General features: G+C 63.9%; 25 protein-coding genes. 12 read left to right on the forward strand and 13 right to left on the reverse strand.

Translation table 11 applies throughout. The features are described from left to right. Positions 1-24: 24 nt before the first annotated feature. From TX78_RS09965 to TX78_RS09975, 3 genes are all read right to left on the reverse strand, one after another. Positions 25-1,290 (reverse strand): ABC transporter substrate-binding protein, encoded by a 1,266-nt coding sequence (locus TX78_RS09965; protein ID WP_044495969.1) that lies wholly within the window; start codon positions 1,288-1,290, stop codon positions 25-27. Between the two features lie 96 nt (positions 1,291-1,386). Next, complete coding sequence (locus TX78_RS09970) at positions 1,387-2,043, reverse strand: energy-coupling factor transporter transmembrane component T (RefSeq protein ID WP_044495970.1); 657 nt, start codon at positions 2,041-2,043, stop codon at positions 1,387-1,389. After that, positions 2,040-2,669, reverse strand: a complete 630-nt coding sequence (locus tag TX78_RS09975) for a biotin transporter BioY (protein WP_081652726.1) — start codon at positions 2,667-2,669, stop codon at positions 2,040-2,042. Before TX78_RS09975 ends, TX78_RS09970 begins: the two co-directional genes overlap by 4 nt. 170 nt (positions 2,670-2,839) lie before the next feature. Here TX78_RS09975 and TX78_RS09980 point away from each other — a divergent pair, with 170 nt between their 5' ends. The 3 genes from TX78_RS09980 to ilvA all read left to right on the forward strand — a co-directional run bounded on the left by TX78_RS09980 (position 2,840) and on the right by ilvA (position 6,633). Beyond that, entirely contained in the window at positions 2,840-3,733 is an 894-nt protein-coding gene (locus TX78_RS09980) for a Bax inhibitor-1/YccA family protein (protein WP_044495971.1), read from the forward strand. A 96-nt stretch (positions 3,734-3,829) separates the two neighbouring features. Beyond that, the gene (locus tag TX78_RS09985) at positions 3,830-5,362 is read left to right on the forward strand and encodes an AI-2E family transporter (protein ID WP_049897792.1); all 1,533 of its coding nucleotides are present in this window, start codon (positions 3,830-3,832) and stop codon (positions 5,360-5,362) included. After that, the gene (gene ilvA / locus TX78_RS09990) at positions 5,359-6,633 is read left to right on the forward strand and encodes a threonine ammonia-lyase (protein ID WP_044495972.1); all 1,275 of its coding nucleotides are present in this window, start codon (positions 5,359-5,361) and stop codon (positions 6,631-6,633) included. Before TX78_RS09985 ends, ilvA begins: the two co-directional genes overlap by 4 nt. A gap of 108 nt (positions 6,634-6,741) precedes the next feature. Here the strand turns inward: ilvA and greA are convergent, their stop codons facing one another. Then, the gene (greA, locus tag TX78_RS09995; protein WP_044495973.1) at positions 6,742-7,224 is read right to left on the reverse strand and encodes a transcription elongation factor GreA; all 483 of its coding nucleotides are present in this window, start codon (positions 7,222-7,224) and stop codon (positions 6,742-6,744) included. Positions 7,225-7,315: 91 nt separating this feature from the next. Then, complete coding sequence (locus TX78_RS10000; RefSeq protein WP_081652727.1) at positions 7,316-7,735, reverse strand: DUF4307 domain-containing protein; 420 nt, start codon at positions 7,733-7,735, stop codon at positions 7,316-7,318. Between the two features lie 20 nt (positions 7,736-7,755). Here TX78_RS10000 and mca point away from each other — a divergent pair, with 20 nt between their 5' ends. Both mca and TX78_RS12770 read left to right on the forward strand, forming a co-directional pair. Further along, positions 7,756-8,805, forward strand: coding sequence for a mycothiol conjugate amidase Mca (gene mca, locus TX78_RS10005; RefSeq protein ID WP_081652728.1), 1,050 nt, complete (start codon positions 7,756-7,758; stop codon positions 8,803-8,805). Positions 8,806-8,860: 55 nt separating this feature from the next. Then, positions 8,861-9,217 (forward strand): hypothetical protein, encoded by a 357-nt coding sequence (locus TX78_RS12770; RefSeq protein WP_049897793.1) that lies wholly within the window; start codon positions 8,861-8,863, stop codon positions 9,215-9,217. A gap of 21 nt (positions 9,218-9,238) precedes the next feature. Here TX78_RS12770 and uppS read toward each other — a convergent pair whose 3' ends face one another. Next, complete coding sequence (gene uppS, locus TX78_RS10015; protein WP_044495974.1) at positions 9,239-10,129, reverse strand: polyprenyl diphosphate synthase; 891 nt, start codon at positions 10,127-10,129, stop codon at positions 9,239-9,241. A gap of 109 nt (positions 10,130-10,238) precedes the next feature. On the opposite strand from uppS, the gene trhA reads away from it, so the two are divergent. Further along, complete coding sequence (trhA, locus tag TX78_RS10020; protein ID WP_407635389.1) at positions 10,239-10,985, forward strand: PAQR family membrane homeostasis protein TrhA; 747 nt, start codon at positions 10,239-10,241, stop codon at positions 10,983-10,985. Between the two features lie 11 nt (positions 10,986-10,996). Here the strand turns inward: trhA and TX78_RS13780 are convergent, their stop codons facing one another. Beyond that, positions 10,997-13,324, reverse strand: coding sequence for a thioredoxin domain-containing protein (locus TX78_RS13780; RefSeq protein WP_049897794.1), 2,328 nt, complete (start codon positions 13,322-13,324; stop codon positions 10,997-10,999). A 54-nt stretch (positions 13,325-13,378) separates the two neighbouring features. On the opposite strand from TX78_RS13780, the gene TX78_RS10030 reads away from it, so the two are divergent. The 3 genes from TX78_RS10030 (at position 13,379) to TX78_RS10040 (ending at position 18,376) form a co-directional block, all read left to right on the forward strand. Continuing rightward, complete coding sequence (locus TX78_RS10030) at positions 13,379-15,439, forward strand: dipeptidyl-peptidase 5 (RefSeq protein WP_044495975.1); 2,061 nt, start codon at positions 13,379-13,381, stop codon at positions 15,437-15,439. A gap of 884 nt (positions 15,440-16,323) precedes the next feature. Then, complete coding sequence (locus tag TX78_RS13785) at positions 16,324-16,533, forward strand: DUF559 domain-containing protein (protein WP_158644332.1); 210 nt, start codon at positions 16,324-16,326, stop codon at positions 16,531-16,533. A gap of 547 nt (positions 16,534-17,080) precedes the next feature. Beyond that, positions 17,081-18,376: a PhoH family protein gene (locus TX78_RS10040; protein WP_233722242.1), complete on the forward strand. Its 1,296-nt coding sequence runs from the start codon at positions 17,081-17,083 to the stop codon at positions 18,374-18,376. Positions 18,377-18,385: 9 nt separating this feature from the next. On the opposite strand, the gene TX78_RS10045 is transcribed toward TX78_RS10040, so the two are convergent. Then, positions 18,386-19,111: a rhomboid family intramembrane serine protease gene (locus tag TX78_RS10045; protein ID WP_049897798.1), complete on the reverse strand. Its 726-nt coding sequence runs from the start codon at positions 19,109-19,111 to the stop codon at positions 18,386-18,388. Positions 19,112-19,249: 138 nt separating this feature from the next. Between TX78_RS10045 and TX78_RS10050 the strand changes: the two genes are divergently transcribed. Then, the gene (locus TX78_RS10050; RefSeq protein ID WP_044495976.1) at positions 19,250-20,674 is read left to right on the forward strand and encodes a class II fumarate hydratase; all 1,425 of its coding nucleotides are present in this window, start codon (positions 19,250-19,252) and stop codon (positions 20,672-20,674) included. Positions 20,675-20,788: 114 nt separating this feature from the next. Here TX78_RS10050 and TX78_RS10055 read toward each other — a convergent pair whose 3' ends face one another. Then, positions 20,789-21,286, reverse strand: a complete 498-nt coding sequence (locus TX78_RS10055; protein ID WP_044495977.1) for an NUDIX hydrolase — start codon at positions 21,284-21,286, stop codon at positions 20,789-20,791. A gap of 42 nt (positions 21,287-21,328) precedes the next feature. Next, complete coding sequence (locus TX78_RS10060) at positions 21,329-21,844, reverse strand: prepilin peptidase (RefSeq protein ID WP_049897799.1); 516 nt, start codon at positions 21,842-21,844, stop codon at positions 21,329-21,331. Between the two features lie 263 nt (positions 21,845-22,107). Between TX78_RS10060 and TX78_RS10065 the strand changes: the two genes are divergently transcribed. After that, positions 22,108-22,563, forward strand: coding sequence for an acyl-CoA thioesterase (locus TX78_RS10065; RefSeq protein WP_044496038.1), 456 nt, complete (start codon positions 22,108-22,110; stop codon positions 22,561-22,563). A 3-nt stretch (positions 22,564-22,566) separates the two neighbouring features. Here the strand turns inward: TX78_RS10065 and TX78_RS10070 are convergent, their stop codons facing one another. Continuing rightward, the gene (locus TX78_RS10070) at positions 22,567-23,223 is read right to left on the reverse strand and encodes a carbonic anhydrase (protein ID WP_044495978.1); all 657 of its coding nucleotides are present in this window, start codon (positions 23,221-23,223) and stop codon (positions 22,567-22,569) included. Further along, on the reverse strand, positions 23,216-23,911 hold the full coding sequence (locus tag TX78_RS10075; protein ID WP_044495979.1) for a DUF4245 domain-containing protein: 696 nt from the start codon (positions 23,909-23,911) through the stop codon (positions 23,216-23,218). Before TX78_RS10075 ends, TX78_RS10070 begins: the two co-directional genes overlap by 8 nt. 157 nt (positions 23,912-24,068) lie before the next feature. Here TX78_RS10075 and glpX point away from each other — a divergent pair, with 157 nt between their 5' ends. Further along, positions 24,069-25,130, forward strand: a complete 1,062-nt coding sequence (gene glpX, locus TX78_RS10080) for a class II fructose-bisphosphatase (RefSeq protein ID WP_044495980.1) — start codon at positions 24,069-24,071, stop codon at positions 25,128-25,130. Between the two features lie 93 nt (positions 25,131-25,223). Here the strand turns inward: glpX and TX78_RS10085 are convergent, their stop codons facing one another. Next, complete coding sequence (locus tag TX78_RS10085) at positions 25,224-26,405, reverse strand: DUF697 domain-containing protein (RefSeq protein WP_049897800.1); 1,182 nt, start codon at positions 26,403-26,405, stop codon at positions 25,224-25,226. Positions 26,406-26,542: the final 137 nt, after the last annotated feature.

Below are 26,542 nucleotides of genomic sequence, written 5' to 3' on the forward strand. Positions count from 1 at the left end.
TGTGTGGGGGCTGCGGTCATCGGATCACAGGTGTGATTCGAGGACGTCGCGTATCCCCTCAGCTGCGCGCTGCGGATCCATGTCACCGTTGTAGGCCTCAAAGATCAGCCGCTGCATCTCCACGCTGATCTCCGGCCACGCCGGTGACGGCGGGCGTGAGCGTGCCTCCTCCAGAATGTCGCCGAGCAGTGACATCACCGGATCATCAGCCAGATCGTCGTAGACCGAGGCCATGGTGGGCGGAACCGAACCGACCTCCGCCAGGGTCCGCTGGACCTCTTCATCGGTGGAGAGCCACACTACAAAGTCCGTAGCCGCCTCCTTGTTGTTGGAGAAGGCGCTCACCGCATTGTTGTAGCCGCCCAGCGCGGAGATCGTGCCTTCACCGGTGAAGGTCGGCAGTGGTGCGATCTCGAAGTTCTCCGAGGCCTCGCCGCCGTCCTCCTCCAGCAGCGCGTACACGTAGGGCCAGTTCCGCTGGAAGACCGCGTTGCCCTGCTGGAACTCGTTGCGGGCGTCGTCCTCCTGGGCGGTGTTGAATCCTGGCGCGAAGCAGCCGCTCTCGTTGGCCTCCGCCATCCACTCCAGCACCTCAGTGGCCAGCTCGACGTCGAAGGCCACTTCGGTCTGGTCCTCGTTGTAGAGCTCGCCGCCGGCGGACCAGAAATACTCCAGCCAGTTGACCACCAGACCCTCATAGCGGGCACCCTGAGCGGTCAGTCCGCCAATGTCCGTCTCGTCCTGGACCTGAAGCGCCACCTCGCACAGTTCATCCCAGGTGGTCGGCGGGGTGTCCACCAGATCGGTGCGGTAGACGAGCATGGCACCGTTGGAATTGTAAGGAGCGGCCCACAGCTCGCCGCCCCATTGCGCTGATTCCAGGGGACCGGCGAGGCTGACCGCCTCGATCTCATCCCGCACGCCCTCCAGGGATTCGACCCACCCGTTTTCCGCGTACTCACCGGTCCACACGACGTCGACGGCCAAAATGTCAAAATCATCACCCTCCGCTTGCAGGACCAGGGAGTGCTGTTCGCGCTGTCCCGCGCCCTCGGGCAGGGCTTCGATGCGCACAGGGGTATCGGGGTTCTGCTCATTCCAGAGCTCCACGATGCCTTCGTGCAATCCGCCGGTCTGCGCTTCGGGGCCACCGATAGCCCAGACGAGCTCCTCACTCTCTCCGCCGTCTGGTGTGCAGCTGGTCAGCACCAGCGCCGCAGCGATGCCCACGGTTCCGGCGCGCCCAAAATCCTTCAAGGAAACAACACGGTTTCCTGGTGTCCTGTTCATGCGTTCTCCCCGTTCCAGTTCAGCAGATGTTCAGCAAACTACTACTGAGTGGCACGGATCACAAGCTTTTTTGTGGTTTTCGGGCCTGACCCGGTCTCAGCGGACTCCGCGGGCTGCCAGCGCTTCAGCGGTCTCCTCTGCGTGGCGCAGGCTCATGACCAGCAGGGGAGTGGTCATCGATACCGCTGCCGCAGGTGAGGTCGAGGCCCCGCGGGCCCTGCGCGCCTCGGTAGTTTCGCGGTAGAAGCCGAAAACCACCGGAACAGATCGCATGGTCAGCGCCATCGCCAGAGACAGTCGCTCAGCGGTCAGCCCTAACCTGCCCAGCCCAGCTCTCTCCAGCGGCAACAGCCCCCGAGACAGCAGTTCCAGGACATCAGAGACCCGGGTGGTCAGGGTGAAGAGACCCGCCAGAAGAATCACCGCCAGGATTCGCGCGGTGTTCAGCGCCGCCGTCGACGGTTCCAGGAAGATCAGCTGCGGCACGGCCACTAGGACAACCAGCCACTTCAGCCGCCACAGCTGACGCAGCAGCACCCAGAGTCCGTTCCCCGCCGCCTCGAGAACGCCCGCGGCAGCGCGCTGGCGGACCAGCAGATACCCCAGCAGCACCAGCCCCCACGCCAGAGCCGGCGCCCAGAGGCTCTCACGCCAGAGCGAGACAACAATGCCCACCGCAAGCAGAAGCAGGAGCTTCGCACCAGCAGGCATCCTGTGCAGCAGCGATGCCCCCGGGCAGTAGAGCGGAATCATGCCGCGGGAATCCGCCGACGGCGTCGTGCATAGGTAAACGGTGCCGGATAGGCACGCGCCAGGGAATGCGTCACCAGGATCGTAAAGACCGCCTTGGCGGCGTCACCGGGTAGGAAGACCGCGTTCATCGCCAGTGCCTCCGGCAGCGCGAGCCCCAGCTGGTACATCATCACCGGAAGGCCGCAGGCGTACATCACGCCCACACCGCCGACGACGACGCCCAGCACCGTCCGCCACCAGCGCATCGGCCAACTCGCCTGGACCACCAGCCCGATGACGAAGGCGGCCGGCACAAAACCCAGCACAAATCCGGCGCTGGGACCTGCATAGACTCCCAGGCCGCCGGCTCCCTGAGACATCAGCGGCAATCCAGCAGCCGTCAGCAGATTCAGCAGCAGCATGGAACCAGCCCCGCGCCACGGACCCAGTACCGCACCGGCGAGCATGACCCCCAGAGTCTGCAGCGTGATCGGGACCGGGCCTATCGGAAGGGCCGCGACCTGGCCCAGAACTGCTACCAGAGCCGCGAAGACTGCCATCTGCGAGATCGCCGTGACCGCCGGCGTCACACCCCGGTGCTGAGTGGACTGGCCCGGCCGTGCCGTCGTTTGTGTGGTGCCTACCATGAGGCACAGCTTAGAGCGAAGAAATGCCCAGCGCCGTTGGAGGAAGTCCACAAAGGGCGCGATCCTTGTCATCCGGCATAAAAGGGGTCCCCCAACCGTTAGTATTGGTATACGAACCCTACGGAGAGTCGCCTTCATGACGATCCCCGACCAAGGAGTGCGGTAACACCATGGCCAACCCGATCTTCAACACCGGTGCTTTCCCGGATCAGTTCAGCGAGCAGAAGCGCGAACGCCGCCGCTTCCACATGAACTCTGACCAGGGCACCGTCACCGAGCAGCCCCGCCAGCAGCAGACCTACGCCCAGCAGTACGGCATGCCCGGCCGCGGCCAGGCAGACCCGCTGGAGCAGGCTTACAGCATGCCCGATGCCGCAGGCTCCCAGGGCGCTCCGATGACTTATGACGATGTCATCCGCAAGACCGTGACCTCCTTCGCCCTGGTGCTTATCGGCGCAGGTGCGGCGGTGACCCTTGGTTTCATGTTCCCCAACCTGGTCATGGCCCTGATGCTCCCGGCAGTGCTGGCCGGTTTTGTGCTCGGCCTGGTCAACGCTTTCAAGAAGGAGCCCAACCCGGGGCTCATCCTGGCTTACTCTGCTGCCCAGGGCTTCTTCCTCGGCGCCTTCACAATGGTGCTGGAAAGCATGTATCCCGGCATCGCAGTGCAGGCTGTGCTGGCCACACTGGTGGTCTTCGGCACGGTGCTGGCACTGTTCAAGTCCGGCCGGGTGCGTGCCACGCCGAAACTGAACAAGATGTTCTTCACCGCGCTGATTGCCTACCTGGTGTTCAGCCTGGTCAACTTCGGCCTGATGCTGTTCACCGACATCGCCATGTTCGGACTGCGTTCGGGCTGGCTCGGTGTGGCTATCGGCGCCTTCGCCATCCTGCTGGCCACCTACTCCCTGGTCATTGACTTCACCAATGTTCAGGAAGGGGTGGAGGCCGGTGTGGCGCAGAAGTACGGCTGGTCGGCTGCCTTCGGCCTGACCGTCTCACTGGTGTGGCTCTACATCGAGATCCTGCGTGTGATCGCGATCCTCCGCTCCATGGCGGAGTAACCACTCAGATCCAAGAAATGGCCTGCCGGAGTTCCGGCGGGCCATTTCTTTTTTGCGCGGTGCCACGCTCCGGTCTCTCATGGCAGGATAGAGCCCATGAGTACCGGCCAGACTCCGCACAGCGACCCCGCAGGCAAAGCTCCGGCCGCCGCGGGTGCTACAAGGCAGACTCACCAGACCACCTACACCGCTGACCAACCTGATGCCGCAGCTGTGGGCACGCTGCCTTCAGGCGCTGGCCTAGAGTCACCGCGGATCAAGGAAGAACAGCGGATCCAGGAAGAACAGCGGATCCAGGATGACATCCCCTGGGGCGTGCGCATCGCCGCGGCCTGGTCCTGGCGGGTGCTGATCATCCTCATCGGCTTGGGAACGCTTATCTGGCTGCTCTCCCACCTCACGCTGCTGATCATCCCGCTGATGATCGCAGCCCTGCTGGCCACATTGCTGCGCCCACTGCACGATCTCTTCGTCAAGATCAAGATCCCGCGCGTGCTCTCGGCAATGTTGTCCATCCTGGTACTGGTCGGCGGAGTCTCCGCGCTGCTGTACCAGGTGGGTCACCAGATCATCACCGGCTTCGCCGAAATGGCCGAGCAAGTCCAGACCGGCATCATCCAGGTGATCGAATGGGCTGATGAGACCGCCCAGCAGTTCGGCCTGGAGATCACAGCCGATGAGTTCAATTCCTGGATGGCGGAAGCTCAGCACTGGGCCCAGGGTAACTCTGGTGCCATTATGGGCGGTGCCGCTGCTGTGGGCTCCACCGCGACTAGCATCACTGTTGGCCTAGTACTTGCCCTGTTTACCCTGGTCTTCTTTTTGGCCGACGGCCGCAAGATCTGGACCTTCATGGTCATGTTCGCTCCCCGCAAGCACCGGCCAGCCATCCACGGCGCCGGGCGCCGCGGCTGGGGTGCATTGGGCACCTATATGCGCGTGCAGGTGCTGGTGGCCGCCGTCGACGCCATCGGCATCGGTGTCGGTGCGGCGATCCTCGGCGTGCCGCTGGCGCTGCCGATTACCGTGCTAGTCTTCATCGGCTCCTTCGTTCCGATGGTCGGTGCAGTGCTGACCGGCGCTGTCGCGGTGCTGCTGGCGCTGGTGGCAGAAGGCTTCATCACCGCACTGCTGATGCTCGGCGTCGTCATCCTGGTTCAGCAGATTGAGGGCAATGTCTTGCAACCGATCCTCATGGGCAAAGCCGTGCAGTTGCACCCGCTGGCAGTGGTGCTGGCCGTGACCGCTGGCTCCACCCTGGTGGGCATCGTCGGTGCGCTCTTCGCAGTGCCGGTGCTGGCCTTCATCAAACGCGCCACCCATTACCTGGTGAAGGAGGAATGGCGCGGCGACCCGGAGGCTCAAAAGATGGAACGCATGGAGACTGAGGAAGCCTTGAAGCGCGCCGCCCAGAAGGAGCAGCTCGAAGCTGAGGAGCGTGCCAGTCTGGAGACCCTGAAGCGGCGCATCAAAGAAACCTTGCCTGGGCTGCACACGGACCGTCCCTTCGGGCGCCACGCGGAAACCGCCACCGTGAGGGTTCCGGCTCCCAAACCAGCCGCAGAGGCAGCAGTCGACGACGACGAAGCCGGTGCATCCGGATCGCACAGCGGAGAACGCAAAGAATGACACAGGCACCCACGGCCAGGCAGCTGGCCGGCACTCACCTCAGCGTACAACTGGAAGACATCGCAGAAGCTCAGGAGCTGTTGCGCGGAGTCATCGTGGATACGCCCATGGAGCATTCCCGTGCACTGGGCCGACAGGTTGGCGCCACAGTCCACTTAAAGGCAGAGAATCTCCAGCGCGCCGGCTCGTTTAAGGTCCGTGGCGCCTATGTCCGGATGAGCCGGCTCTCCGAGGAGGAGAAGACCCGCGGCGTGGTGGCCGCCTCTGCCGGTAATCACGCCCAGGGCGTGGCGTTGGCGGCTAAGAAGCTGGGCATCAAAGCCACGATCTACATGCCGCGAGGGGTCGCACTGCCCAAGCTGGCGGCCACCCGGGACCACGGTGCTGAAGTGGTGCTGCACGGCTCTAATGTGGACGAGGCGCTGGCTGAAGCCCAACGCAGCGCCACCGAAACCGGGGCGGTGTTCATCCACCCGTTCAACAACACCGATGTGGTGGCCGGACAAGGCACCATCGGCCTGGAGATCCTGCAGCAGCAGCCTGATGTGGACACCGTCATCATGGGGATCGGTGGAGGCGGCCTGCTGGCAGGCTGCGCGGTGGCGCTGAAGCAGGAAGCTGCCCGACTGGGCCGCCAGATCCGCATTATCGGAGTACAGGCCGAGAACGCCGCGGCCTACCCGCCCTCGCTGGCTGCTGACGCTGTGGTGCCCCTGGATGCGGTACGGACTATTGCAGACGGTATCGCGGTGGGCCGTCCCGGCGAGATCCCCTTTGAGATCATCAAAGAGCTCGTCGACGACGTCGTCACTGTCAGTGAGGACGCCATCGCCAGAGCCATCATCTTTCTGCTGGAGCGTTCAAAGCTCGTGGTGGAGCCAGCCGGAGCTGTGAGCGTCGCCGCCCTGATGGAGGGCAAGCTTCACGACCTCGGGGTGGACCCCAAGAGTGTGGTGGCTGTGCTCTCCGGCGGCAATATCGACCCGATGCTCATGCTGAGGGTCATCCAGCACGGCCTCTCAGCCGCTGACCGGTTCCTCACTGTGCGCATGATGCTCAAAGACCGCCCGGGTGAACTGGCGATCATCTCCAAGATCATCGCCGATACCGATGCCAATGTGATCGGCGTGGACCACTCGCGTATTGGCGGGCAGCTGTCCATGGGGGACGTCTCTATCGAGATCAATATGGAGACCAAGGGCAAGGAGCATTCCGCGCTCGTGCTGAACTCCCTGCGCTCCGTCGGCTACGAGCCTGTCATCGTGCACTGAGCGGCTACTGGCCGGGCGACGCTGACGCACCTCCTGGCCACTGCACCAGACGCGAACGGCGGCTCCTCCCATAAGGGGAGGGCCGCCGTTGTCGTAGAACTCTGCTGATCAGCCCGTGTAGGGCTCAGCGGAAATGACCTCGACTTGCATCTCGGTGCCGTTGGGAGCCTTGTAGCTGACCTTGTCTCCGGGCTTTGCGCCATTGATGGCCTCGCCCAGCGGGGACTTCTCAGAGTAGACAGAAAGGTCTGAGCTGCCGGCGATCTCACGGTTGCCGAAGAGGAACTCCATTTCGCGGTCGCCGATCTTGGCCTTGACCAGCTGACCGGGAGCAACGGAGCCGTCACCCTTGGGTGCGTCACCGACATAGGAGTTCTCCAGCAGCTGCTCCAGGTAGCGGATGCGGGCCTCAGCCTTGCCCTGCTCCTCCTTGGCCGCGTGGTAGCCGCCGTTCTCCTTCAGGTCGCCTTCTTCGCGAGCGGACGCGATGCGGTCAACGATCTCCTGGCGGCCAGGGCCCTTGAGATGCTCGAGCTCTGCCGTGAGGCGGTCGAAAGCCTCCTGGCTCAGCCACTGGGCATTCTCATCCATCTCGGGGGTGTGCGTTGACACGTTTTCTCTCCTTCATAGCAAAGACCCCACCGGGAAATCCCCGGCGGGGTGGTGATGCACTGAAAACATGCTAGTCCAGCAGCCAGCAGTCGTCTACTACTCCGGTGACACCACGGTGCTCGGTGCGCACTTCCGAGCGGAAATGCTGACTGCGGTCAGCGGTGCTGGCACCCTCATGCGGGCCGATTGTCACAATGCGGGCACCGACAATGGCGTAGGAAGAATCCATGACATGCAGCATGCACTGTGCAGTGGCGTCAAAGTCCTTGGTGACCTGATAGTCAACGCTTGCACGGGTGTCAGACTCGATGTTGTAGCCGACATCTTTGAAGGTCAGCTCTCCGGGGGAATTGCCGAGGGTGAACCACACGGCGGCCGCCAATGCCAGCGCCAGAGCACTGATCACCGACCATTTTTTTGCCGCAGGGGACATACGCTGCTGCTGTGCGCCATAACGCTGTGACATGGTGGGGGAGTCGGTGGCCGTCATCAGGAAGTATTCTACTGCCCATGCGAGAGAACACCGGCACCGAGGGTACCGCTCTGAAAGACAACGCCCCAGGCGAAGCAGCCCCGGGTGAATCAGTTCTTGACGAACCAGCAGTGGCAGATGCTGCTCGGGGCAGAGCCGTAGAGCATGAGCTTCGGCAACGGTCACCGCAGGGGCCGGATAAGGTTCCGCCCTCGGCTGGTCTGCGGCTGCTGGCGGTTCATGCTCATCCTGATGATGAATCCTCCAAGGGCGCGGCCATGATGGCTGCCTATGTCCAGGCCGGGGCCCGGGTGATGGTGGCCACTGCCACCGGCGGCGAACGCGGTGATCTGCTCAACCCGGCGGCAGCAGAAATCCAGCAGTGCCACCGGGATCTCCCCGGTGTGCGCCGTCTTGAGATGCAGACGGCGGCTGAAGCGCTGGGTATTGAACATGTCTGGCTGGGCTTCATAGACTCCGGTCTGCCTGAGGGTGATCCGCTGCCGCCACTGCCCGCAGGCAGCTTCGCCACCTTGGACCTGGAGCAGGCCGCAGCCCCACTGGTGCGGCTGATCCGGCACTTCCGTCCCCACGTGATCACCTGCTACGACGAATCCGGCGGCTACCCGCATCCGGATCACATCATGAGCCACCGCATCACCATGGAGGCCTATCACGCCGCCGGAGACCCGCAGCGCTACCCCGGCACCGGGGAGCCGTGGCAGCCACAGAAGCTGTACTATGACCGCGCCTTCAACCCTGCGCGCTTCCGCGCTGTGCATGAGGCCCTGCTGGAGGCCGGCTTCGAGTCTCCCTACACGGAACGACTGGCCTGGCTGGACGGGGACGAGCGCCCAGAGTGGATGGTGGATCACGAAGTCACCACCCAAATCCCGGTGGGGGACTACTTAGAGAAGCGCGACGCCGCCCTGCGCGCTCACCGCACACAGGTAGAGCCCGAAGGTTTCTTCTTCGCCACCCCCAACGATTTCCTGCGTCGGGTGTGGCCCTATGATGACTTTGTGCTGGCCCACAGCCGAGTGGAGACGCAGACTCCGGAATACGATCTCTTCGCCGGGCTGCGGTGAGTTAGTCCCGACGGCGCGTTTCTCTGCCGGGGCCGATGGGCCGTAGACTGGTGCTGTGGAAATCATACCCGCACTGACGAACTGGTGGCCCGGAGGCGGCGGCGGTGAGACGCCGGAGCTGCGCCCCGGTCTTGAAGAGTCTGACATCAGCCCCGGAATCGAGGGCTTCCTCTTCACGGCCCTGATCGTAGTGCTGCTGGTGATTGTGGTACGCGATATGGCCAAGCGCATGCGCCGGATGAAGTACCGTTCGCAGGTTGAAGCCGAGTACGCAGGCGAGGAAACTGAATTCCCGCATGAGGTCGCGGAGGCGGAGATCGCTCCCGCCGGGATCTCTGAAGCTCAGCAGCGGGCCCGAGACGCTGCCGCCGAAGCCCGCTTCGGGCCGCGGAAAGACCAGCCAGAGAGCTGAGGGCCTCGAGCGCCGGCGGGTTCAGCTTCCGAAGCGGCGTTGACGCTGGGCGTAATCACGCAGTGCCCGGATAAAGTCAACCCGCCGGAAATCTGGCCACAGCGCCTCACAGAAATAGAACTCTGAATAGGCTGACTGCCACATCAGGAAGCCGGAGAGTCGCTGCTCCCCGGAAGTACGGATGATCAGATCCGGATCCGGCTGTCCGCGGGTATAGAGCCAGCGTGAGATGGAGCCCGGTGAGAGCTCATCGGCCACTTCGCTCAGTGTGCGCCCCTGGGATTCTGCATCCCGCAACAGATCCTTCACCGCATCCACGATCTCCTGCCGCCCGCCGTAGCCCACGGCGACATTGACGTGAACGCAGGGCTGATCCTCCGCTGCACTGCTGCGCCCCACAGCCTTGGCGGCAATGCGGCGAATGGAGCCGGTGGCAGTGCTGACGGTCTCGCCGGCGTCGTCGTCGTGGGTGCTTGGGGCGCCGCTGCCGCTGAGGCTGCGCAGCCGTGCTGCCAGGGATTCCGGGAGCAGCTCGGGCTGGCCCACCGGATGCACTCGCACCGGCCGTCCGCCCGGCCGGGATTCCGCCAGTCGGTCTAGCGTGTCAGCGATGATCTCGGTCAGCTGCTCCAGCTCAGCAGCCGAGCGGTTCATATTGTCAGTGGAGAGCATGTAGAGGGTCACCGTAGGAATGCTCAACTCGGCGCACCACTCAATGAACTCCACAATTTTATTGGCCCCGGCCAGATGCCCATCGGCGGTGGGAGTGCCGGCTAGCTTGGCCCAACGGCGGTTACCGTCCACCACCACGCCGATATGCTGCGGGATCTGGTTCTTGGGCAGGGCGCGCGAGAGCCGTCGCTCATAGACGGTGTAGGCCAGGTCTGAGAGACCGAACGTGGGTGGTTTCATCAGGCGCTCCTCTCCAGTGATCAGCCTCCACCTTAAGCGACGTCGACGGCGGGACAGTACGCCCAACGATGTTACTGAACAGTCACTTCCGGGGCGTAGACTGGTATGTATGGGTGATCCGCGTATGACGTCAACTGAGCACAACAGCCCCGAAGCCCCCGAGCAGGCTCCCGCCCAGACTCCCACCGGTGATGTCGCTCCGGCGGACCGACTCTTTGATACCGATGTCCCGCTGAAACCGCGGATGCGCGGCTGGCTGCACGCCGGGATGGTGCCGCTGGCCCTGGCCGCCGGCATTGTGGCCGTGGCACTGGCCCCCACCGGCACACTGCGCATTGCCGCAGCCGTCTACGCCGTCACCGGCCTACTGCTCTTCGCCGTCTCGGCTACCTACCACCTGGGCCGCTGGTCCCCGCGGACCGCCCTGCTGCTCAAGCGCCTGGACCACACCAACATTATGCTGATCATCGCCGGCACCTACACCCCGCTGACCCTTGCGCTGCTGCCGGACCCCAAAGACATCATCCTGCTGACCGCAGTGTGGATCGGTGCCCTCGGGGGAGTGGCCTTCCGGCTGTTCTGGACCTCGGCCCCGCGCTGGCTATACACCCCGGTCTACATCGTGCTGGGCCTGGCCGCCGTCGTCTTCCTCGGTGACTTCTTCGCCGCAGACCTGGTGGCCGCCATCCTGATCTGCGCCGGCGGCATCGCCTACATCATCGGGGCAGTGTTCTACGCGCTGAAACGACCGAATATCAGCATCCAGTGGTTCGGCTTCCACGAGCTCTTCCACGCCTGCACCCTGGTGGGCTTCACCTGCCACTACATCGCGATCATGTTCGCCTTCCTGGGTTAGGCACACCAGCCTCAGCGCAGTGCGGCGAGCACCTCTGCCACGCTGCTCACTGGAGGAAGACACACCATACGTCCCGGCGCGTTCAGACACAGACTCAGCCGCAGGGGCAGGTCATCGCCGACGGCGGCCTCATCCACCGGCTCCACCGGCAACCCATAGAGCACACCGGCGTGGCGAATCTCGGCCAGCTGATCTGCCGTTGCTGAGATCACCCGCAGTGCCGGGGAGCCCAGGGCGGCCCGGCGGCCTGCCAGCAGTGACGCTCCCACGGCCGTGGGGATCCGGCCGGCGGCTACCGGAAGATGATGCAGAATCTGCTCAGCCCGCAGCGGCGGATCCACCTGGATGCCAGGGGCGGTCTGCAGCGCCTGAGCGGTCTGCAGAGCCTGGGCCAGTGCGCCGATCCCGCCGGGCTCGGGGCCATCCAGCGGTGTGGCCAGCATGGGCCCGTTCTGGGCGGAGCTGAGCAGATCATCGGCTTCCAGGCTTTCAGCAAGTGCCCACCCGCCGTCGGGACTGCGCTGCCGAGCGCGTTCGCCGACGAAGTCCAGCAGCGCCTGAGCCCGCGTGATCCACTGCGGGTCCGCACCGGCGCTGGCCAATGCGAAACAGGCGCTGATGAGTTGAGCGTGATCGCTCAGTGTGCCCAACCGTTTCCCGCGGATTCCTGCATAGGAGGTCCGGTAGACCCGCGCCGAGTTGCCGGTCTGCTCCACATGGACCTGCCACAGCTGTTCAGCGACAGACTCCGCGAAATCCCGCAGCTGCTGGTCATCCCAGGCGGCGGCTGCCTCGGCTAGTGAGCGGATGACCTGCCCATTCCAGGCGGCCACAACTTTGTCATCCCGGGCCGGCTGAGTCCGCGCAGCTCGTCGACGTCGCAGCTCAGGCAGAACTTGCTCCCATCCCAGACGCAGCGCATCGGAGAGCGAATACTCAATATTCGGTGCCAGGAAGCTCAACGTGCGCGGGGTATCTCTGGAGTAGGCCAGCGAATCCCCAGACTGTGCCGCGCGGGCCACCGCATGTTCATCCGCAGGGACACCGCGATTCGCCGCAGCGAGCTGATCGGCCTGCTCCGCGCTTAAGCCTGCAGCAGCGGCAGCTTCACGCAGCTCGGCGTCGCTGAAGAGGTAGGTGCCGCCTTCTACATGGCTGCCATCAGGCAGCACCGTATCCGCGTCCAGGGAGGACGCGAACAGCCCAGCCGACTCGGTTCCCTGAGCAGGGAGCAGCATGCGTTGCCGCAGCCAGTCGATGGTCATGCGGGCCACCCGTTCGGCATCCTCGCGTTGCTGAGAATCTGCCGCCGGATGGATGCTCAGCCGGGCGTAGTGGCCCAGCAACTGCGCGTTGTCGTAGAGCATCTTCTCGAAATGCGGCAGAGCCCAGGCGCCATCGGTGACATAACGGGCGAATCCGCCCTCCACCTGGTCAAAGAGCGCTGAGGCGCCCATGGCGGTCATAGTCCGCAGGGCGAGCCCGGAGGCTGGCGAATCGGCCCGCCACGCGGAGTCCTCCAGCAAGAATCCCAGCAGCGGAGAGGGCGGGAACTTCGGGCCGGGCAGCGCTGCCCTGGCTGATCCTTGCGTGCCGCCTGCCGGGGTGCCCTGCCCGAACCCGCCATACACCGGGTCCTCCTGCTCGGTGAGCGCAGCCAAAGCGGCGTCGGTGAGTTCCTGCATCAGCCCAGGCGAAAGATCAGCCCACGGGGCGTCGTCGTCCTGTTCAGGTGTTCTCACAGGTGAGCCCACGGTGTTGGTACCGTCCTTGCCTGCCGCTGGCGCATCAGCGGTGCTGGCTTCAGCGGCCAGGGTAGCCAGCTGGGACTGCTGCCGACGCTGGTTACCAAGAGCCGCAGCAATCTGTCCGGCCTGCTCCTGGACCTGATCCCGCCGCTGGACCCAGGCCTCATGTACAGCCTGCAGCACGTCGGTGAAGGACGGCATCTGGCCCATTCGGCGAGGCGGGAAATAGGTGCCGGCATGAAAGACCTGACCGTTGGGCAGGGTGAACACACTCATCGGCCAGCCTCCCTGACCGGTCATTGCCTGCACCGCAGCCATATAGGCGTCGTCGACGTCGGGATGCTCATCCCGATCCACTTTCACCGCCACGAACCGCTCATTGAGCAGCGCAGCGACCTGGTCATCGGCAAAAGATTCACCAGCCATCACATGGCACCAATGGCAGGCGGCATAACCGATGGAGACAAAGACCGGCATATCTCGGCGTTCAGCCTCGGCGAAGGCCTCCGGGCCCCAGGGCCACCAGTCCACCGGATTATCGGCATGCTGGCGGAGGTAGGCGGACTGAGCAGTTGCGAGTCGGTGAGCCATAGCGCCACGCTACCGCCGAAGCTTCAGAGAACCCGCAACGTTTAGGCTGTCCCCATGGTGACCACACTGCCCTATGGATCCTGGCCCTCGCCCATTACCGCCGAACAGCTCGCAGTGGGCGGCAACCGCCTCGGTGGTCCCACCTGGGTGGGAGACCAGCTGTGGTGGACAGAGGGGCTTGCCGCTGAAGGGGGGCGGCAGGCGATTGTGCGCACCGCCGGAGCCGTGACCGCCGAAACCGAATCACCCGAGACCGTCACGGTACTGCCAGCGCCCTTTAATGCCCGGTCCCGGGTCAACGAATACGGCGGGGCCTCCTGGACCGCACTGACAGAGAACGACGACGCCGCCCCGCTGGTGCTTTTTGTGAACTTCGCTGACCAGCGGATCTACCGGTTCCGGGAGGGCGAGGAGCCTGCCCCGATCAGCCCTGTAGGGATGGAGGTCCCCGCGGCGCATGGTCCCTCGCTGCGCTGGGCTCAGCCCACACCGGTCACCCTGGCCGACGGGAGTCGGGAGGTCTGGTGGGTCTGCGAGCAGCACCACGATGCCCGTGATTCTTCCGGTGCCCCGCTGATTGAGCGCTATATTGCCGCAGTTCCGCTGGATGGTTCAGCCGCTGAGGACGCTGCGGCGATCCGCCGAGTCACGCCTTCGGCACGTTTTGTGGCCCATCCTCGACTCTCTGCAGATGGGGCCCGGCTGGCGTGGATCAGCTGGGAGCACCCGCAGATGCCCTGGGACGGCACCGAACTGCACGTGGGGCAGCTCCAGGACGGCGTCGTCGTGAACTCCACTGTGGTGGATGGGGATACTGGCACCTCGGTGCTGAACCCAGAGTGGGCTGATGCTGACACCCTGGTGTATGTGAGCGACCGCAGCGGCTGGTGGAACCCGTGGCGTGTGAGCTTCGACGGTGCCGGTGCCAGTGAACCGGCGCAGCTGCTGCAGGATGAGCAGGAATATGCCGGTCCGCTGTGGCAGCTGGGCATGAGCTGGCTGGAGATGATCGGCCCGGACCGGGCATTGAGCATCCACGGCACTGCCACAGATTCCTTGGGTGTGGTGAACCTGGCGGAGGGCTCCGTAGTGGAACTGGGACTTGCCGCTACCGCCATCGGATCAGTGGCATACCGCGCCGATGGACTGGTGGCGGTCTACGGGGTGCAGGCAGATGAGTTCGCCGCGATCTCCGTGGGTCAGCTCAGCACCGACGACGACGGCGCGCGCCTGGGGCAGCTGCGGACCATCCGCTCATCACGCCAGGACGCACCGGACCCGGCGCTGCTGCCAGTGCCGGAACCGATTACCGTCACCACCGATTCCGGGCAGGAAGTCCATGCGGTGCTCTACCGGCCGCGGCAGGAGGGCTTCGCTGCGCCGGAGGCTGAACTGCCGCCGTTCATCGCGCAGGTCCACGGAGGTCCGACCGCTAAGGCAGCCGTGGGGCTGTCCTTGGCGATTGCCTACTACACCAGCCGAGGAATCGGCGTCGTCGATATCAACTACGGCGGCTCCACCGGCTTCGGGCGGGCCTACCGCGACAGGCTCAAAGGGCAGTGGGGTGTGGTAGATGTGGAGGACACGGTGGCGGTGATGCGGCACCTGGTGCGGGAGGGAATCGCCGACGGCGCCCGGCTCGGCATTGAGGGCGGATCCGCCGGCGGCTGGACCACCTTGGCGTGCTTGACCCGCACCGACGTCTTCAGCGCCGGGGTCTCCAGCTTCGGGGTGGCTGACGCGGTGGCGCTGGCGCAGGACACTCACGATTTTGAGTCCCGGTATCTGGATCAGTTGATCGGCCGGTACCCGGAGGATGAGCAGATCTATCGCGAGCGGGCTCCGCTGAACCACGTGGACTCGCTGGAGTGCCCGGTGCTGCTGCTGCAGGGTGATGAGGACCGGATCGTGCCGCCGAACCAGGCCGAGAAGTTCCGCGATGCGATGGCCGCCAAAGGCATCCCGCACGCCTACCTCTTATTCGTCGGTGAGCAGCACGGGTTCCGCAAGGCGGAGAATATTGTGGCCAGTTTTGAGGCATCGCTGAGCTTCTACGGGCAGATCTTCGGCTTCGAGCCTCCGGGCGTCGCCCAACTGCAGCTGACCCGCGGGTAGGCGAGCGGGGGCTTAGCTGGGTACGGGCGTTCTCGGGTGGACAATATGCTGCAGTTTTCCCCGGACTAAGCGCAGCAAATTGTCCACTTGCGTTTTCCCCAGATGCAGTGCCAGCGCAAGCGCTGCGGCGGACAACTCCTCATTCTCGAGGTATGCGAAGCAAAGAACTACCCGCCCCGCTTCTGGGCCAGCCTCTCACCGCCGCTCGCTTGGCGAGATGGGGGATACCCCGGAATAGGTTGCTGCGCGCAGACCTCGTGCCGCTCGGTTCTGGCGTATATATACCGCGCCATCTAGCTGATGCTGCCGATGAAGAAGAGCTCTATCTTCTCCGTGCTCAGGGAGTAGCTAGCGACTACCCGCAGGGATGGATCTCCCACCTCTCCGCTGCGCGAGTGTTTAACTGTCCTCTTCCTAGGCGGTTGTACACACCAGAGGTACATATGAGCCACTCTCGTGAAACGGACTTTCGGGTGCGGCGTCGTGATGTGGTGGGGCATCGCTCGGCCGTAAGTGAGGAAGAGGTAACGATCCATCAAGGAATACGGCTCACCTCTGCTGCACGCACCTGGTGCGATCTGGCAGCGTTCTGTGGCGTAGACGATCTAGTGGTCGCCGGAGATCACCTCGTCCGTATACCGAACCGCCGCTATGAGGGGCGCGCTGCACCCTATTGTTCACTGGTCCAACTACGAGCTGCCGTCGAAGGCCGCAGAGGTTTTAGAGGAAGACCTCGAGCTGTCGCTGCTCTGACGATGATTAGAGTTGGCGCAGACTCGCTCCCCGAAACCAAGCTACGGCTGAAGCTAGTAGGGAGCGGCCTTCCGGAGCCCGTCCTGCAGGTACCCCCGACTCCCGGTGCGCCCAGGGGGTACCGCGCGGATATGGGATACCCGCTGTGGAAGATTGCGATTCAGTACGACGGCGGGGTCCACTTCAATCCGCAGCGGGCTCGGGAGGATCAGCGTCGCGACAACGCATTCCTTGCCCAGGGCTGGCTAGTGTTGCGCTTCAATCGGGAGGACTTCCGGGACGGATTTCGCGAGGCGGTTCAGCAGATAGGGGCCGCGATCAGGTTGCGGGCACAGGACTAATCATGGAGTGGTCAATTTGCTGTGTCTCACGCGACCTCAAGCGCAGCAAATTGACCACTCTAGCGGGGGCAAGTGGATGACAAGGCACAGCTCACGGCAGTTCCCCATCGACGCGTCGCTGGAGCATCCAGCCAGGCGTTAGATTCCGTTTACGCAGATGTCACGTGTCGTTGGGTGTTTCTTGCGCAGCACCGGCCGTGGCGGGGCCTAGATTTGGAAGTGTCAGAACACTGACCGGAAGGCCCACACGCTATGCCTTATGGCACCAGGGGCCGGTCCGGCCCCCAGCCGTTCAGCTGGCGAGGGGCTGACCGACCACCATCCGACTATCGATGCGGGGACACACCAGGTCCTGCAGCCGAGGCGGTAGAGGACGTCGAACTCGATCTTGGGGAAGATTTCGAGCTCGAAGCCGATACCTGCCCAGCTGTGGGGCCTTTTGCGTTCTGCGCGCCCTTTACTGTCTGGAGACATTGTGGCCCACACCAATACCGCACACACCGAAGGTGCTCTCACCCCGGACCTTGATTCTGTTGTTGCCCGCCAGGTGGCGCAGAAGTCCTACGTGCTGGACACCTCCGTGCTGCTCTCAGATCCCAAAGCTGTGCTGCGCTTCGCTGAGCACGAGGTCATCATCCCGATTGTGGTCATCTCCGAACTGGAGAAGAAACGCCACGATTCAGAGCTGGGCTACTACGCGCGCTCAGCGCTGCGGCTGCTGGATGAACTGCGCACCAAATACGGTGCGCTGAACCGGCCCATCCCGCTCAACGACGACGGCGGGCACCTGCTGGTGGAACTCAACCACATCAGCCAGGAGGTCCTGCCCGCCGGTTTCCGCGGACCAGACAATGACGCCCGCATCCTGGCGGTGGCCAAATCCTTCGCCGATGAGGGCCGCGAGGTCACGGTGGTCTCCAAGGACCTGCCCATGCGAGTGAAGGCCTCCGCCATGGGGCTCGACGCCGATGAGTACCGCAACGAATGGGTCACCGACTCCGGATGGACCGGCCTCGCCGAGGTCAGCGCCACCGAAGAACAGGTCTCAGAACTCTACGACGGCGAACGCATCGAGCTGGACGAAGCTGAGGACCTGCCCACCAACACCGGGCTGGTCATCCAGTCCACACATGGCTCAGCGCTGGGCCGAGTCAAAATCGACGCCACCTCCAAACGCTACGTCCAGATCGTCCGTGGTGACCGCGAGATTTTCGGACTCCACGGACGCAGCGCTGAACAGCGGCTGGCCATCGACATGCTGATGGACCGGGAGATCGGAATCGTGTCCATGGGCGGGCGCGCCGGCACCGGCAAATCCGCGCTGGCGCTGTGCGCCGGACTAGAAGCTGTGCTGGAGCGCCGTGAGCATAAGAAGATCATCGTCTTCCGCCCGCTCTATGCCGTAGGTGGTCAGGAACTGGGCTACCTGCCCGGCAGCGAGCAGGAGAAGATGAACCCCTGGGGCCAGGCGGTCTACGACACTCTCGGCGCATTGGTCAGCGAAAACGTGCTGGAGGAAATCATGGCCCGCGGCCTACTGGAGGTGCTGCCGCTGACCCACATTCGCGGCCGCAGCCTCCACGACGCCTGGGTGATCGTGGATGAGGCGCAGTCACTGGAGAAGAACGTGCTGCTGACGGTGATGAGCCGCATGGGGCAGAACTCCAAGATCGTGCTGACTCACGACGTCGCCCAGCGCGACAATCTGCGAGTGGGACGCCATGACGGTGTGGCCGCAGTGGTGGAGATCCTCAAGGACAATCCGCTCTTCGGCCACGTGAGACTCACCCGTTCCGAACGCAGCCGGATCGCCGCGCTGGTCACCGAACTGCTGGAGGAGTAACCGAAGAATCTAGCGGTAGCTCAGCGGAGGCAAGTCCCCGCCGTCGTTCCGCCGTGAGGAGGCGCGTGCTAGACGTTCGGCACGCGCCTCCTTTGTGAAGAAGAACGCGACGACGACGCCGGCAATCGCCCCGGAGAGGTGCCCGGTCCAGGAGACCCCGCCGGAGTTGAACGGCATCATCCCGCCGATCATCGAGAGCCCATAGAAGAAGAGCACAAACAGCGCGAAGAGAATCGCCAGCACCCGCCGGGCCAGGAATCCGTAGGTCACCAGGAACCCGGCAAAGCCGTACACCACCGCTGAGGCGCCGATATGCAGGCCAACACAGCCCAGCCCCTCGGGTGCATGGCAGACCCAGGGGGTGCCGATGATCCACAGGATGGCCCCGGAGAGCAGCCAGATGGCCACCATGATGCGGGTGAATCGCCTGGTCAGCAGCGCGATCATGCCGCCCAGAACCAGCCATGACATGGTGTTGCCCAGAATATGGCCGAAGCCGCCATGCAGCAGCGGCATGAACAGGATGCCGATCAGCCCGTCGAGTTCCCGTGCCTGCAAGGCCAGCGAGCGGTTGAGCCAATTGCCCACAAAAATGCTGATGAAATACAGCACCCACATTGCCGCCAACGGCAGCACCACCGGGCCCATGGTGCGGAAGAACGTGGACTTCAAGTCCTGACCGATGCCAGACCAGGTGTCACGAGGTTCGCCGCCGGGCTGGAAGTGGGTGCTCATACAGCCATCGTATGAGAATCACGACGACGCCGCCGTCGGGCCGCCCCTGAACCTCACCCTGATTCGACCCTGAGTAGCCTTAGACGCCGGACCGTCACAGATATGTCATCGGCGCCGCGGCTCCCTAGAATGAGGGGCATGACAGAGACTTCTGCATCCCAGACTGAATACCGTATTGAGCGCGACACTATGGGTGAGGTGAAGGTGCCCGCCCAGGCGCTCTACCGCGCACAGACTCAGCGTGCTGTGGAGAACTTCCCGATCTCCGGACGCACCCTGGAGCGCGCCCACATTGAGGCGCTGGCCCGTGTGAAGAAGGCTGCTGCCAAGGCCAACGCCGAACTGGGCGTGCTCGACGCCGAGCTGGCTGAGGCGATTGTGGCCGCTGCCGAGCAGGTGGAGACCGGTGAGCTGGATGAGCACTTCCCGGTGGATGTGTTCCAGACCGGCTCCGGCACGTCCTCGAATATGAACACCAACGAGGTGCTGGCCACCCTGGCTAACCGCTACCTGAAGGACAAGGGCTCGGACAAGGAAGTCCACCCCAACGACCACGTCAATGCTTCGCAGTCCTCCAATGACGTGTTCCCCACCTCCGTTCACGTGGCCGCTACCTCCGCGCTGATCAATGACCTCAAGCCCGCCCTGGCCTACCTGGCTGAGGCACTGGAGGAGAAGGCCGGAGAGTTCGCCCATGTGGTGAAGTCCGGCCGCACCCACCTGATGGACGCCACCCCGGTGACCCTGGGCCAGGAGTTCTCCGGCTACGCCGCACAGGTCCGCTACGGCATTGAGCGCATCGAATCCTCACTGCCGCGCGTGGCAGAGGTTCCGCTGGGCGGCACCGCCGTGGGCACCGGCATCAACACCCCGCTGGGCTTTGCTGAGAAGGCGATCGCCAGCCTGGCCGAGGACACCGGCCTGCCGCTGACCGAGGCTCGCGACCACTTCGAAGCCCAGGCCAACCGCGACGGCCTGGTGGAGGCCTCCGGCCAGCTGCGCAACATCGCCTACTCGCTGATGAAGATCAACAACGACCTGCGCTGGATGGGCTCGGGTCCGAACACCGGCCTGGGCGAGATCGCTATCCCGGACCTGCAGCCCGGATCCTCGATCATGCCCGGCAAGGTCAACCCGGTCATCTGCGAGTCCGCCATTCAGGTCTGCGCTCAGGTGATCGGCAATGACACCACTGTGGCGCTGTCCTCCACCAATGGTGCCTTTGAGCTGAACGTGGGCATCCCGGTGATGGCCGCGAACCTGCTGGAGTCCATCCGTCTGCTGAAGAACACCAGCTACGTGATGGCCGACAAGATGATCAAGGGTCTGACCGCCAATGAAGAGCGTGCAGCCTTCCTGGCCGGCGCCTCCCCGTCCGTGGTGACCCCGCTGAACAAGCACATCGGCTACGAAGCCGCAGCCGAGATCGCCAAGCACGCGGTGAAGAACAAGGTCACCGTGCGTGAGGCCGTGGTGGAGCTGGGCTACCTGGAGCGCGGCGAACTCACCGAAGAGCAACTGGACAGCGCGCTTGACGTGATGAAGATGACCCAGCCCGGGTGATCCAACGGCTCACTCACCAGTGACGAAAAAGCGCCCCCGCATCCTGCAGAATCAAGGATGCGGGGGCGCTTTTTTCGTCGCGAGCCGGACTGAGGCTTCAGCGGCACCGGTCCTTTAGCGGAACCGGGTCGGCGCGCCGGCCTCCAGCGCCCACCGGATGCGCTCGCGGTGGGGCTCAACAAACGGCTCAGGCAGCGCATCCACCGGGAACCACGCGACGTCAGTGGATTCATCGTCGCCGATCACCGGTTCACCGGAGAGGTACTCCATCTCGAAGGCAATATCGGTAAACCAGCACTCATCCCCGTTGGGGTAGCGCACCTGCCCGTGATCGGAGACCCCCGCCACCCTGACCGGACGGGATTCGATACCCGTCTCCTCCAGCACCTCGCGCGCAGCACTGGACCCCGGCTCTTCCCCGGGCTCCAGAATCCCGGACGTCACACTCCACCGACCGTTGTCCGACCGGCGCACCAACAGCACCTCAGGGGAGGGCAGTGGGGCGCCGTCGTGGTCAGTGCGGCGCAGCACCACGGCAGTCACCCCGGGCAGGAACAGCGGCTTATGCCCAATATCCTTACGCAGCTCTTTGATGAATTCAGGAGTCGGCATGGTCCCCAGCCTATGCGTCCTGCGCTGAGTGAGTGCGGATCCTCAACTGAAGATCAGCGCCAGCGCGGTGCCGAGGATCAGAAACGGTCCAAATGGGACGCGCGTGTTGCGTTGGACTCGTCCGGTGACCAGCAATGCCACCGAGGTCAGCCCGCCCAACAGAAATGAGAGCACGACGGCGGCAGCAAGGGTCTCCCACCCCAGGAACCCGGCATAGAGCCCCAGCACCACCACGAGCTTCACATCCCCCATGCCCAACGAGGGCGGATGGATCAGTTTGATCAGCAGGAACCCCAGGCCCCAGAGCAGCCCGGATGCCAAGGCACGACCCAGTCCGGGGCCGTCACCGAGGAGGAAGGTGATGAGCACTAACAGGATGGCAGTGATCCCGGCCCAGGGGTAGACAATCCGATTGGGGAGCCGGTGTTCTTCTAAGTCGATGAGGCTCAGGGCCACTGCGCAGACCGCAAAAACAGCGCCACCGCCCAGCAGCAGCACCCCGGCCACCATCTGGCCGGGGGAGCCCGAGGTCAGTAATTCACCGATGAGGGGGATCACGACCCAAGCCTAGAAACAAAACCGCGCAGGGCGAAAGGACGTGCAAGAAACTGTGGAAACTGGAGCCTCCTCTCTGATGACGGCTCAGCCGCGGTGTACTGGCCAGACCGCCGCGGACTGCTTCTGCTTAAACTCCCAGCCGGCACTCCTGGCAATCTCCAGGCAGATCTTCCTAGGGTGGAGATATGGGCAGTGAACACAGCAGCAACCAGTCCACCGGTGGCCCCGATAGCCCGTCTTCAGCGCCGTCCTCCGGAACCGAAATGACACCGGCTAGTCCAGTCCCGGCCGAGGGCGTCACATTCAACACCCGCAAATGGGTCAAGCCTGAGGATCTCAACGCCAATGGCACGCTCTTTGGCGGAAGTCTGCTGCGGTGGATCGACGAAGAAGCCACTATCTACGCGATCATCCAACTGGGTAATCACCGGGTGGTCACTAAGTTCATCTCTGAGATCAACTTCGAAGCCTCAGCGATGCAGGGCGATCTGATCGAGATGGGTCTGCGCGCTACACATTTCGGGCGCACCTCCATCACCATGCGCGCGGTGGTGCGGAACATGATCACCCGGCGCACTATCCTCACCGTGGAGCGGCTGGTGTTCGTCAGTCTGGATGAACACGGCCAGCCGGCACCGCACGGCTATGCCGAGATCACCTACGACCGGGACCGGATGCCCACCGAGCACCCGGCCACCGGGACCATCACCGCAGTCTGAGGTCTAGAGATCGCCCAGGGTGGTGACCAGATCCGCCCGGCCCTCGGCCAACCGGTAGGTCACTCCGACCACCGCGGTGCGGCCCTCCTGCACTGCGTCATGCAGGGCGCGGGAGTGGTTGTTCAGCCGCGTCACGGTCTGCTTCACATGCTCTTCCACGGTCTCATTGACCGTCTCGGAGCCGGCCCGGCGGGCGCTGAGGACTGAAGGCAGGATGCGTTCGACCAGGTCGCGGACGTATCCGCTGGGCATGTCACCGCTCTGCGCAGACTGCAGAGCAGCCGATACCGCACCGCAGGAGTCATGACCGAGCACCACAATCAGCGGTACTTTCAACGTGTCGACGCTGAACTCCAGGGAACCCAGTACGGCGTCGTCGATCACCTGGCCAGCGGTACGGACCACGAAGACATCCCCGAGGCCGACGTCGAAGATGATCTCCGCGGCGAGCCGAGAATCAGAGCAGCCGAAGATTGCGGCCACCGGATGCTGGGAGTCAGTCAGCGAGGACCGGCGTTCGGCGTTCTGGTTCGGGTGGCGCACGTCACCGGAGACGAATCGAGCGTTGCCCTCTTTCAGCAGCTGCCACACCTCGGCCGGGGTGGGCTGAGCTGATGCCAGCTGATCAGCGGTCTGGGATGTGGGAGTCTGCTCACTCATTCTCGGGTACCTCCTGGCCGATGGCCTCAATAATGGCCTCCACTGCCTGGGAGAACTCCTCCTCACCGGCGTCACCGCCGATGACCACAGTGGTGCCGTCGATCGTATTATGCTCGGCGTCCAGCACCAGATAGCGCCGGTCGCCCTCTTCACGGACCTCGAACTCCAGGCCCTGAACAGTCTCGGTCCCGGTGGCCGGGGCCTGCCGGGTCTCTTCGTTGACCCAGGCCGGATTCGCCTGGTCGGTCTGCGCGAAGCCTACAAAGTTCACTGCGGCAGTGGTGTAGCCGACTTCCCACACCTGGACTCCGTGTTCCGCGCGTGTCTCCCAGCGTGCGTAGTTGGCGCTCCAGTCCTCGGGCACCTGCGGGCTGATCGGCTCGTATTCGGTGACGCTGGCAGCCCAGGATGCGGCCTCGGGAACATTCTCATCACGGCTATAGGTGACATCGGGCTCGGGGTTCATGAACCACAGCGCCAGCAGCACCAGAGAAAGTACACCCATGGTGATGATCATGCCGATCATGGGGGCGGTCAGCCGTTTGACCTGGGATTGGGTCAGCTGTGGCTTCGGGGACTCGCCTGCGGCAGCCGAGGGTGCGTCGTCGTCCTCCAAATGGCGCCAGAGGCCGGCCTCATCCTCATGCTTAGTGGGCTCTGTGTAGTCATCCTGGTCTCGGTCAGTCACGCTTTCTATTCTCTCATCGTCGGCCGGCTGCCTCGGCTGCTGTGACGAGGCGGCTCGGTCACATGGACCGAGGGTTCTCACGCGCCACGGTCCCGGCCCGATATGCTGAATGATGAACCGGACAAAGGCGTGCCGGAGTCTAGAGACAAGGTGACCCATGAACGACACGGCAGACACCCTCAACCACGACGATCAGTCCTTCGCGCAGCTCTCGTCGCGACTGGCGGTGGGGGACTCCGAGCCGGACCGCAACCTGGCCCTGGAGCTGGTGCGGGTGACCGAGGCTGCTGCCATTGCCGGTGGCGCCTGGGTGGGCCGCGGCGATAAGAACGGGGCCGACGGCGCGGCAGTGGACGCCATGCGCTCCCTGCTGGACACGGTGAACCTCAACGGCGTCGTCGTCATCGGTGAAGGCGAGAAGGACGAAGCGCCGATGCTCTTCAACGGTGAGCGTGTGGGCAACGGGCGCCACGGTAACGACGCCGCCCCCGAGGCTGATGTTGCGGTGGACCCTATTGACGGGACCCGGCTGACCGCCCTGGGCTATGACAATGCCCTGTCAGTGCTGGCTGTGGCCGAGCGCGGTTCGATGTTCGATCCCTCCGCGGTGTTCTACATGGACAAGCTGGTCACCGGTCCCGAAGCGGCTGACATGGTGGATCTGCGGCTGCCGGTGAAGCAGAATCTGCACCTGATCGCCAAAGCTACGGGTAAGAGCATCGACCAGCTCAATGTCTGCGTGCTGGACCGTCCGCGCCACTCCAAGCTGGTGGAAGAGATCCGCGAGGCAGGCGCCCGCACTCGGTTCATCATGGACGGCGATGTGGCCGGAGCTATTGCGGCCGCTCGCGAGGGAACCGGCGTGGATGTGCTGATGGGCACCGGCGGCACCCCTGAAGGCATCGTCACTGCGTGTGCGATCCGTGCCATCGGCGGCGTGATTCAGGGCCGGCTGGCTCCGAAGGATGATGAGGAGCGCCAGAAGGCCATCGACGCCGGCCACGACGTGGACAAGATCCTCACCACCGAAGAGCTGGTGACCAGCGATAACTGCTACTTCGCGGCTACCGGCATCACCGACGGCGACCTGCTGCGCGGAGTGCGGTATCAGGGTGACCGGGTCACCACCCAGTCGATTGTGATGCGCTCAAAGTCCGGCACGGTCCGGATTGTTGAGGCTGAGCACCGCCGCCGCAAATGGGAGTCCTACACCCGCTGATCTCGTCGGGGGCAACCAGCTGACCGGGCCAGAACCTGCATTTTGGGCCCGGATTGCTCCGATAACGCAGGTTTCGGCCCGATCAAACGTGGGCTAAGGCTGCGACGTAGCCCCCGGGCTTTTGCTGCGCAACCATTCCTTCGCCACCGAGACCACAGTGGGGCCGAATTGATCAAGCACGTCGGTGATCTCGTCGGGCCTGACCTTGCCGGTGTGCACGGTCTCGCACAGGCGCACCCAGCCCTCCCCGATGGCTGCGGTGATAGCCGTGGCCACGGTGGCGTTGACCACGCTGCCGATCCCCGGTGCTAGCTTGACGAAGCTGCGTGCCAGCGCCTGCCCACTGAGCTGCGCAGCCAGCTGGGCCAGCGCTGAGGAAGACATCATGGACGCCAGCTCCAACCCATAGATATGGGAGATCTTCCCCATCATGGCGAGCTGGATCGGCGCCAGCGTGACGGCATCGGCAACGGGAAGCGGTGTCGCTGCCGCTGCACCCGCGGCGGCACTGGCTGCGGCGATCTGCCTCCGGGCAATTTCTCGCTTCCACGGAAGATTAATCTGCTGGGCCACGCGAAAGGAATCCCGGGAGGAGTTCGGAGCCAATTCCAGAGTCTTCTCCACGAGATCACCGAGGCCGTGCCCCGCACCTTTCCCCTTGCTGTTTTGTGTGGACGTCAGTGCCACGTGCTGCAGCGGCAGGTCTATGGGTTCACCGTTGGGATCCACGGGAGCCTCCAACCACTGCTTGAAGATCTCGGTGCTCTCCGGGGCCCGGTATTTCCCGGTGACGGGATTCTTCTGCCAGGGAACTTTGGTCATCACCAGGATGACCGGAAGTTCAGCGGCATCGAGCTCCTGGATCATCTGGATATCTGGTCCGGTAAGCCTGTCGGCATTCTGCAGTACGCAGTACCAGACCACATCGATCTGCTGGTCTTTCGGCCGCCCCTTGATGGCCTCAAGGTGTCGCCTCAGCGTGGCTTTGGGTGACTCACTGGTCCCGATCTCGAAGCCTTCGAAGTCCCAGATCCCCAGGGAGTCATCGTGGTAGTAGTCGATGCCCTTTGTCACCGGCATTCCCTTGCCGACCTTCGCAAAGTCTCGACGGAATACGGCGTTGACTAGGGAGGACTTGCCTACACCGGTATTTCCGACAACGGCCAAATTGAACCTGCCGTAGCGGGCCGTCGCCGCAGCTGTGCCCTCATGGAAGTGGCGGTCATCCGGCAGATCCGAGTCCTTGGGGTTGCGGCTGCGCGTTGGTTTTGGCATAGAGTTCCCCGAAATCTCCAGTCTGGTCGTGCCGTAAATGCGTGCCCAGGATTACGTTCAGCATACGCAATTACGGCAGCAACCAGATGACCGGGCCAGAACCTGCGTTTGGGGCCCGGATTGCTCCGATAACGCAG

The organism is Nesterenkonia massiliensis, assembly GCF_000455245.1.
GTDB lineage: Bacteria > Actinomycetota > Actinomycetes > Actinomycetales > Micrococcaceae > Nesterenkonia > Nesterenkonia rhizosphaerae.